Raw genomic sequence first — 10,236 nt, 5'->3', positions numbered from 1 at the left:
GAAGCTAGTAAGGCGGTTGGTTCACTGATGGTTTCTGAACCCGATTGTTCGCATCCATTCGCATCTTTTACAACCCAACTATAAGTTCCTTCGGCTAATCCTGTATAGGCTTTTGGTGAGGTTTGTGCCATAAATCCTCCTCCGTTGAAGTTCACCATATAAGGTGCAGTTCCGCCACTGAAGGTTACCGTTACTGAACCGTCTGTTCCGCCATTACAAGATACATTGGTATGTGCGTCAGAAGCTAGTAAGGCGGTTGGTTCGCTGATGGTTTCTGAACCCGATTGTTCGCAACCATTCGCATCTTTAACAACCCAACTGTAAGTGCCTGCGGCTAATCCTGTATAGGCTTTTGGTGAGGTTTGTACTATAAATCCTCCTCCGTTGAAGTTCACCATATAAGGTGCAGTTCCGCCACTGAAGGTTACCGTTACTGAACCGTCTGTTCCGCCATTACAAGATACATTTGTATGGGCATCAGAAGCTAGTAAGGCGGTTGGTTCGCTGATGGTTTCTGAACCCGATTGTTCGCAACCATTCGCATCTTTTACAACCCAACTATAAGTTCCTGCGGCTAATCCTGTATAGGCTTTTGGTGAAGTTTGTGCCATAAATCCTCCTCCGTTGAAGTTCACCATATAAGGCGCGGTTCCACCACTGAAGGTTACGGTTACTGAACCGTCTGTTCCGCCATTACAAGATACATTTGTATGGGCATCAGAAGCTAGTAAGGCGGTTGGTTCGCTGATGGTTTCTGAACCCGATTGTTCACATCCATTCGCATCTTTTACAACCCAACTATAAGTTCCTGCGGCTAATCCTGTATAGGCTTTTGGTGAGGTTTGTGCCATAAATCCTCCTCCGTTGAAGTTCACCATATAAGGTGCAGTTCCGCCACTGAAGGTTACCGTTACTGAACCGTCTGTTCCGCCATTACAAGATACATTAGTATGTGCGTCAGAAGCTAGTAAGGCGGTTGGTTCGCTGATGGTTTCTGAACCCGATTGTTCACATCCATTCGCATCTTTAACAACCCAACTATAAGTTCCTGCGGCTAATCCTGTATAGGCTTTTGGTGAGGTTTGTGTCTCAAAACCTCCTCCGTTGAAGTTCACCATATAAGGTGCGGTTCCACCACTGAAGGTTACCGTTACTGAACCGTCTGTTCCGCCATTACAAGATACATTGGTATGGGCATCAGAAGCTAGTAAGGCGGTTGGTTCACTGATGGTTTCTGAACCCGATTGTTCGCATCCATTCGCATCTTTTACAACCCAACTATAAGTGCCTGCGGCTAATCCTGTATAGGCTTTTGGTGAGGTTTGTGTCACAAATCCTCCTCCGTTGAAGTTCACCATATAAGGTGCAGTTCCACCACTGAAGGTTACCGTTACTGAACCGTCTGTTCCGCCATTACAAGATACATTGGTATGGGCATCAGAAGCTAGTAAGGCGGTTGGTTCACTGATGGTTTCTGAACCCGATTGTTCGCATCCATTCGCATCTTTTACAACCCAACTATAAGTGCCTGCGGCTAATCCTGTATAGGCTTTTGGTGAGGTTTGTGCCATAAATCCTCCTCCGTTGAAGTTCACCATATAAGGTGCAGTTCCGCCACTGAAGGTTACCGTTACTGAACCGTCTGTTCCGCCATTGCAAGATACATTTGTATGGGCATCAGAAGCTAGTAAGGCGGTTGGTTCGCTGATGGTTTCTGAACCCGATTGTTCGCATCCATTCGCATCTTTTACAACCCAACTATAAGTGCCTGCGGCTAATCCTGTATAGGCTTTTGGTGAGGTTTGTGCCATAAATCCTCCTCCGTTGAAGTTCACCATATAAGGTGCAGTTCCGCCACTGAAGGTTACCGTTACTGAACCGTCTGTTCCGCCATTGCAAGATACATTTGTATGGGCATCAGAAGCTAGTAAGGCGGTTGGTTCGCTGATGGTTTCTGAACCCGATTGTTCGCATCCATTCGCATCTTTTACAACCCAACTATAAGTGCCTGCGGCTAATCCTGTATAGGCTTTTGGTGAGGTTTGTGTCACAAATCCTCCTCCGTTGAAGTTCACCATATAAGGTGCAGTTCCACCACTGAAGGTTACCGTTACTGAACCGTCTGTTCCGCCATTACAAGATACATTGGTATGGGCATCAGAAGCTAGTAAGGCGGTTGGTTCACTGATGGTTTCTGAACCCGATTGTTCGCATCCATTCGCATCTTTTACAACCCAACTATAAGTGCCTGCGGCTAATCCTGTATAGGCTTTTGGTGAGGTTTGTGCCATAAATCCTCCTCCGTTGAAGTTCACCATATAAGGTGCGGTTCCGCCACTGAAGGTTACCGTTACTGAACCGTCTGTTCCGCCATTACAAGATACATTGGTATGGATGTCAGAAGCTAGTAAGGCGGTTGGTTCGCTGATGGTTTCTGAGCCTGATTGTTCGCAACCATTCGCATCTTTAACAACCCAGCTATAAGTTCCTGCGGCTAATCCTGTATAAGCTTTTGGTGAAGTTTGTGCCATAAATCCTCCTCCGTTGAAGTTCACCATATAAGGTGCTGTTCCACCACTGAAGGTTACGGTTACTGAACCGTCTGTTCCGCCATTACAAGATACATTAGTATGTGCGTCAGAAGCTAGTAAGGCGGTTGGTTCGGTGATGGTTTCTGAACCCGATTGTTCGCATCCATTCGCATCTTTTACAACCCAACTATAAGTGCCTGCGGCTAATCCTGTATAGGCTTTTGGTGAAGTTTGTGCCATAAATCCTCCTCCGTTGAAGTTCACCATATAAGGTGCAGTTCCGCCACTGAAGGTTACCGTTACTGAACCGTCTGTTCCGCCATTACAAGATACATTAGTATGTGCGTCAGAAGCTAGTAAGGCGGTTGGTTCGCTGATGGTTTCTGAACCACTAACAGAACAACCATTTGCGCCTCTAACAACCCATGAATAGGTTCCTGCAGCTAAACCAGTATATACCTTTGGTGATGTCTGAGTCACAAAACCACCTCCGTTAAAGTTGACTTCATACGGGCCTGTACCTCCATTAAAATTAATGGTCACTGAACCATTATTACCACCATTACAACTCACATCGGTATGTGAATCAGAGGCAGAAGGCAGTGCTTTATCTTCCTCAACTGTAATATAAGATGTTGCAGTACAACCCGCAAAACCTGGTGCTGTAACAACAACAGCATAAACACCTCCAGCAGTCACTGTTCTATTAAAATCAGGTGCTGCATCTTCAGCAGCAATTAATGGACCTAACCCATCCGTTTTATCAAGCGGTGTTGGATCTGGACCATAGAATTCTATTGGGGCTCCGTTAGGTTTTACTCCAGAAGCTGTAATTGTAGCACTTGGATTTGCACAAGTAATCACTCGGTCAACTGCTAAAACTACTTCTGGTTTTACTGTAAATCCAAATGCATAAGGACCTGCAAAATCTTTCAATTCACAAGAAAACGGGTCGTTATTTCCCCCTGCACAACTACGTGTTTTTACTAGTAAACTTCCCAGAATATTAGAACAGGGATCACTTTCATCTTTTCTATCCAAATTAAAAGCAGTCAAATTAATACCGATTTCTACATGTTGCAAAGTTTGATACTCTTCATACCAGTTTGCAGTTGACCCCTCTAAAGTACCCCAAGGCGCTGCCAAGGTGCTGCCTTCTGCATTAACCCTACCCCAAATGGATGCACTTGCTTCAGTCAATGCCGTTATTCTAGCATATCCGAAATCTCCACTAGATAATCCTTGCTCAAAACTTCCTGCTACCACATTAAAGGGTCTAGCTGAAGGATTAAGCAATAAAGCATCAAAACTAGCTTTACTCATCCAAACACGAATTCTTACATCTGGTTTTGTACCTCCACCTTCATAATCTATCGAAACAATTATAGTTCCAGGTTTATTTAGACTACCATCAGGATTAAATGTAAAAGCGGTACGTCCGCCGTCTGGACCTGTATTGGTTAAGGTTGAACCCGTTGCTTCAACTAAAGTTCTATAAAACTCAAAATCTATATGTTTACTTCCTGAAGTAGCTCTTAAAGTAGCTGCTCCATAAGCATACAAAGTTGTAAAAGGTCTAGGATCTTGTGCTGTTGGATTCTTAGGTCCTTCTCCTCTTAAATGCGCCATTACATCTATAATATCATCTTTTTGAGGAACACTACCTGAACCTATATTATAAGTAGTAGGATTATCAGGATTTTTATCAGAAGTTGAAGTAAAAATTGTAGCATCACTATTACTCTGTGCTGAATTATTATCCCTTCCATAAACCGCATCAATCCATAAATAGGGAGTTGGAACTCCATTAACAGTACTCATCACAATAGATAATGGTGGTCTGGATTGTCTTCTTGTAAAAGAATAATTATTATTAGCTTGGATGGCCGCTTTTAAAGTAGCTCCATCACGCTGATCAATAACATTCAAACCTGTACCATCCCAATAAGGTGATCGAACACCGAGAGAATCTGGTGGTGGTGTTTTATTTACAAACCAATCATCAACTCCTATTGTTACCGAAGGAGGCGTTGTTGAGCCTGGTGGAGTAATAATCGTAAAGCCCTGAAAATTGCCATACGCATCGCCATCAACACCAAAATTAGCCCTAATTGCACCTGGATCAACTAATTGACCATAGGTATTGACCGAAAAAAACAAAGATATAAACAAGAGCAAATGACTAGAAAGAATTTTATTCTTTATCATTTTTCCCATATATATCTTTGTTAAAATTGTTTGGCAACAATTTAAAAAAGTGCAAAAAAGCAGTTGTACACTTTGCATCGTGTATAAAATATTTTTTTTCATGATAATAGTATTTTTATGTCATAATTATATCAAATAGGTACATTCAAGATTTGAGGAGAAACTATCATAAAAAACCACTTCAAATGTGTATTGAAGCAACCCTTTTCGTATAAATAAATTAGAATAAAAACAATCCTAAGCACAAAAGCCTTTTAGCCTTATATACTTGGAAGTACTATTATTAAAGTAGGGAATTACAAAATTTCAAGATTCAGGGAGGAAATTTGTCAAAAGAGCCATTCTAAACATTTTGCTTGCAATAAAAATTTTCTTTTTCCTATCCAATTACAAAACTTGTTTAATTAAACACGACTAAATTCAGGTTCAATGAGTTATCAAACTTGGGGAAGATAACTTTAAGACTTATAATCTTCAAATAAATTAATTTGAAGTTAACCATCTAAAAAAGCAAATATATTGTGGGGCACAATAGTAATTCTTTATAAAAATCGAATGAAAATCAAAAATTAAGTACTTTTCTTTTTACAACTCAACACCAGTAATGATTTGATAGTAAACAAATTAAACAAAACAAAACAAAACAAAAAAAAAAAAAATAGTAACTATATAGATTGAGTCGATTATATAAAAAACGCTTCAAAACATTATTTGTTAATTGTATCACTAAAAATAGATTAGAGTTTTTCAAGTAACAACGATGTTGCTGTAAGTCCAGGACCAAAAGCCATCGCTATAATTTTAGTTCCAGATTGAATTGCCGAATCATTTACAATATTATGCAAAATATAAGGAATAGTGGCCGAAGACATATTTCCGTGATTTCGTAGAACATCATAAGACCAGTGTGCCTGAAACTCTGGAATTCCTAATTCGTTCACCACATAATCAATAATTTTGGGACCTCCTGGATGTATTGCAAAATACATTTGAGATTTCTCACTATCTAAATCCAGACCCGCCTTTTCGCACAAAGCCATTAAAAAAGACTTAATATTTTTACGAATAAAAACAGGAACTCTTTTAGAAAGCGTCATTAAAAAATTATATTCTCCTAAATCCCAAGACATATCTTCTAATGAATCTGGAATCAATAATTCATGCGAAGTAATGATTCGTAACCCTTTTTTTTCTATAATTGATTCATCATTTAAAAATGCATTTTCTTCATAAAGGGAATAACCTATAAATCCATCTGCAAATAGCGAACATATCATGGTATTAGCTGGTGAAAATTCAATTAAATTCAAATGAGCCGACAATAATTCGGTATGAACCACATCTGTTCTTCCATTTTCTAAACTTAACTCAATTAAACTTCTAGCGGTTCGAATAGCTGGAAATGCACCATAACATCCCATATGATAGGAATGAGTAACTTGAACACTATTCCAATTTCTTTCAATTACCGCTTCTTGTGCCACACTTGGAGAGGAATATCCAGAACAAGTTACGTGAATTAAATTCTCAGGGTTTGTCTTATTTTTAGAATAAAATTGATTAAAGACATACCGCATATTCTTTTTAAACCACTCCATCCTAACTTCAATCTTAGGTCCAAATGAATTTGTTTCTTTTACTTCAAATCCTTCTGGAAATTGATAATCTAAAGGCGAATTCACTTCCATTATATTTTCTACAAAATTTCTAACCCCTTCGAAAATAATCGTTTGCCTTTGTTTTATGTTTTCTATTGGAATTGAATATTTATCAACTTGCTCCGATATATAATCAAAACTAACCGACTCATTATTCCCCTTTTTAGATTCAAAAGCAGAAGATTGTAAATTTTGAAAATGATAATACAAATATTTGGTGTATTGATTGAGTTTGTCTTGCTCAAATAATTCGCCAACTAAAATTGGATGAAAATTGGAAAGAATAATACTTTTCATAACCTTAAAATTTAATCTATTATTAAAGTTTTAAGTGGAAACTTCCTTTTATAAATAGTATTGCTGATGTATCTCTATTGAATACATGCTATTGACATTCTACTTTATTTTAAAAATGAACCTAAATAATTATTCATTGAAAAATATAGAAAAAAACTTGTTGCAATTGTACAACCGAAAACAATTTTCAAATGAGATCTGAAAATTCATTCGACAAATTCAAAAACTCTTGAAATTGTATATTCCCTGTTGGATGAAGCGTAGTTTTATTTCATAAATTCTTTTTAAACAAAGTAAAATAAACAGACCAATTAGTATGAGAAAAAAATAGAAGAATAAATCTTAAGCAAATTACTACTTGTAGCGTGGCTCATTGAAGCATGCCGAAAAAGCAGCTTTTCTTACCCAAAAATCCTATAAAAAAAATCAAAATATGCACAAAGGTTAACAACAAGTGTTTCAGATTTTGGGGATAGAAAACTTGTAAAAAACAATTTTAAAAAGCTACTAATTAGCTTTCTATGAATTGCACTATTTAACTTTATAAGTCGACTTGAGTTAAAATAAACAATTTATAAGCAATCATTTAACACCATAACTCAATAGTAAAAAGAAGTAAATTGGGGACAACAAAAAGTTTTAAAAATTGCTTTAAAACCTTTTGGGACTACCAAATTTAAAGGTATTTAACTCAACAAAACAAAATGAAATGTTAAAAAAAACTTAAACCGGTTCATCTGTTATTTTTATCGACAAAATACAATCAAAAACCACGAAATCAACATATTAGACTACAAAAACCATTAACTTACTATAAAAAATAAGCCAAAACGAGAAATCATTTTGGCTTAAATCACTATATATTTTAAGAATTTTATTTCAATGTAGCTAAACTTTGTTCAATCGTTGCGATTTTTGCCAAAGCATCTGCTTCCTTTTTACGTTCCATCTCAATTACTTTTTCAGGAGCACCAGCAACAAATTTTTCGTTTGCTAATTTCCCTTGAACTGACTTTAAGAATCCTTGGGTATATTTCAATTCTTCCTCTAATTTTTTAATTTCTGCATCCAAGTCAATATTACCGGTAATTGGAATAAAATATTCATTTGATTTTACACGGAAAGACAAAGCGCCATCCACTTTCTCAGTAACATAATCAAATGCAGAAATATTGCCTAGTTTAGACACAATAGAATCAAAATAAGATGATAAATTCTCATTATTAATCGCTTTTAATTCAATAGCATCTTTAAATGGAATGTTCTTATCCTTACGAATGGTTCTGATTCCTGAAATCACTTCCATTGTGTTTTCAAAATCAGAAATTAAACTTGCATTGAATGGTTTCATTTCCGGCCATGTTGAAACAATCAAAGCTTCATCAATAGTTCGTTCAGCAATATGTTGCCAAATTTCCTCTGTCAAGAATGGCATAAATGGGTGCAATAATTTCAAATTATTTTCCAACATTTCGATAGCCTTGTCAAAAGTTAATTTATCGATTGGCTGTTGGTAAGCTGGCTTAATCATTTCTAAGAACCAAGAACAGAAATCATCCCAAACTAATTTATAAATAGCCATCAAAGCATCTGAAATTCTGTATTTTTCAAAATTATCTTCAATTTCAACTAAGGTTTGCTGCAACTTCGCTTCGTACCATTCAATTGCCACTTTTGAAGATTCTGGCTGAGTAATGGTTTCTGAAACTTCCCAACCTTTGATTAATTTGAAAGCATTCCAAATTTTGTTCGAGAATCCTTTTCCTTGATTACATAATTCTTCATCAAACATGATATCATTTCCTGCCGAAGCACTCAACAACAATCCAACACGCACCCCATCAGCACCAAATTTCTCAATTAATTCCAATGGTTCTGGTGAATTACCTAACGATTTTGACATCTTACGACGTTGTTTATCTCGAACTAATCCTGTCAAATATACATTCGTAAATGGTTTATCTCCAGCATACTCATATCCTGCAATAATCATTCTAGCTACCCAGAAAAACAAAATATCCGGACCAGTAACCAAATCATTCGTTGGATAATAATATTTAAAATCCTCACTTTCAGGATTCATAATTCCTCCAAAAACCGACATTGGCCACAGCCAAGAAGAAAACCAAGTATCTAATGCATCAGCATCTTGTACTAAGTCCTTAGTTGTTAGTCCTAAGTTCTTAGTTTTCTCTTGAGCCAACACCAAAGCCTCTTCAATAGTTTCAGCAACTACAAAATCTTCTTTTCCATCTCCATAATAATATGCAGGAATTTGTTGGCCCCACCACAATTGACGAGAAATATTCCAATCACGAATATTATTCAACCAGTGCGCATACGTATTATTAAAACGAGATGGATGTAATTTAATAGTTCCTTCTTCTAAAACCGCTTTGATTGCTGGTTTTACTAATTCTTCCATTTTTAAGAACCATTGATCTGATAATCTTGGTTCGATAACAGCCTTTGTTCTTTCTGAAGTTCCTACCTTATTCAAGTGGATTTCAGTTTTAGCTAATGCTCCGGTTGCTTCTAATTCTTTTGCAATTTCTGTACGAACTACAAAACGATCTTTTCCTTGATAATGTAAACCAAAACTATTTAAAGTAGCATCTTCATTAAAGATATCTACAATTTCAAGATTATGTTTTTCACCTAAAGTTTTATCGTTCATATCGTGCGCAGGAGTTACTTTCAAACATCCTGTACCGAATTCCACATCTACATATTCATCTTCGATAATTGGAATTACTCTTCCACAAATAGGAACAATCGCTTTTTTACCTTTCAAATGTGTAAAACGTTCATCATTTGGATTAATACAAATTGCAGTATCTCCAAAAATTGTTTCTGGACGGGTTGTTGCAACCGTTAGGAAATCTTCTGAACCTTCAATTTTATATTTTAAGAAAAATAATTTTCCTTGTTGTTCTTCATAAATAACTTCTTCGTCAGACAAAGTTGTTTTAGCTTCCGGATCCCAGTTTACCATACGATATCCACGATAAATCATTCCTTTGTTATACAAATCAACAAAAGAACGAATTACAGAAGCCGACATATCAGGATCCATTGTAAATTTGGTTCTTTCCCAATCACAAGAAGCACCTAATTTTTTAAGTTGCTCTAAAATGGTTCCACCGTATTTATCGGTCCATTCCCAAGCATGTTTCAAAAACTCTTCACGGGTTAAATCATTTTTATTGATTCCCTCTTCTTTTAATTTTGCCACAACCTTTGCTTCAGTGGCGATAGAAGCATGATCTGTACCTGGAACCCAACATGCGTTGAATCCTTTCAAACGAGCTCTTCTTATTAAAACATCCTGAATAGTATTATTTAACATATGCCCCATATGCAAAACTCCAGTTACGTTAGGTGGAGGAATTACTATGGTGTAAGGTGTTCTATGGTCTGGCACTGAGTAAAAATAATTGTTTTTCATCCAGAAGTCATACCATTTTTGTTCTATCGTTTTAGCGTCAAATTGTGCGGGAATTGCCATAAAAATAATCGTTAACAACCAATAACTAATCTTG

2 protein-coding genes and 1 pseudogene are annotated in these 10,236 nt (G+C 36.8%); all 3 read right to left on the bottom strand.

Annotated elements, in window-relative coordinates; genetic code table 11:
• Window positions 1–4,748, bottom strand: a pseudogene (locus ACFPTQ_RS15165) (SprB repeat-containing protein); the annotation flags it as partial.
• Between the two features lie 728 nt (window positions 4,749–5,476).
• A complete protein-coding gene (locus ACFPTQ_RS15160; RefSeq protein WP_379778598.1) occupies window positions 5,477–6,694 on the bottom strand; it encodes a 3-oxoacyl-[acyl-carrier-protein] synthase III C-terminal domain-containing protein in 1,218 nt (405 codons plus the stop codon).
• 874 nt (window positions 6,695–7,568) lie between these two features.
• Window positions 7,569–10,202 carry a valine--tRNA ligase gene (locus ACFPTQ_RS15155; RefSeq protein ID WP_379778596.1) on the bottom strand — a complete coding sequence of 878 codons (2,634 nt, stop codon included), beginning with the start codon at window positions 10,200–10,202 and terminating at the stop codon, window positions 7,569–7,571.
• Window positions 10,203–10,236 lie beyond the last annotated feature (34 nt).

The sequence above is a fragment of the Flavobacterium sp. GCM10022190 genome (assembly GCF_042656445.1).
GTDB lineage: Bacteria > Bacteroidota > Bacteroidia > Flavobacteriales > Flavobacteriaceae > Flavobacterium > Flavobacterium nitratireducens.
The sequence above is the reverse complement of the archived record's forward strand: the minus strand, read 5'-3'. Positions and strand labels throughout refer to the sequence as shown.

What these genes read in the sequence shown, in the direction of transcription:
- ACFPTQ_RS15155 (WP_379778596.1), bottom strand. Translation starts at nt 10,202, where the DNA reads ATGGCAATTCCCGCACAATTTGACGCTAAAACGATAGAACAAAAATGG.
- ACFPTQ_RS15160 (WP_379778598.1), bottom strand. Translation starts at nt 6,694, where the DNA reads ATGAAAAGTATTATTCTTTCCAATTTTCATCCAATTTTAGTTGGCGAA.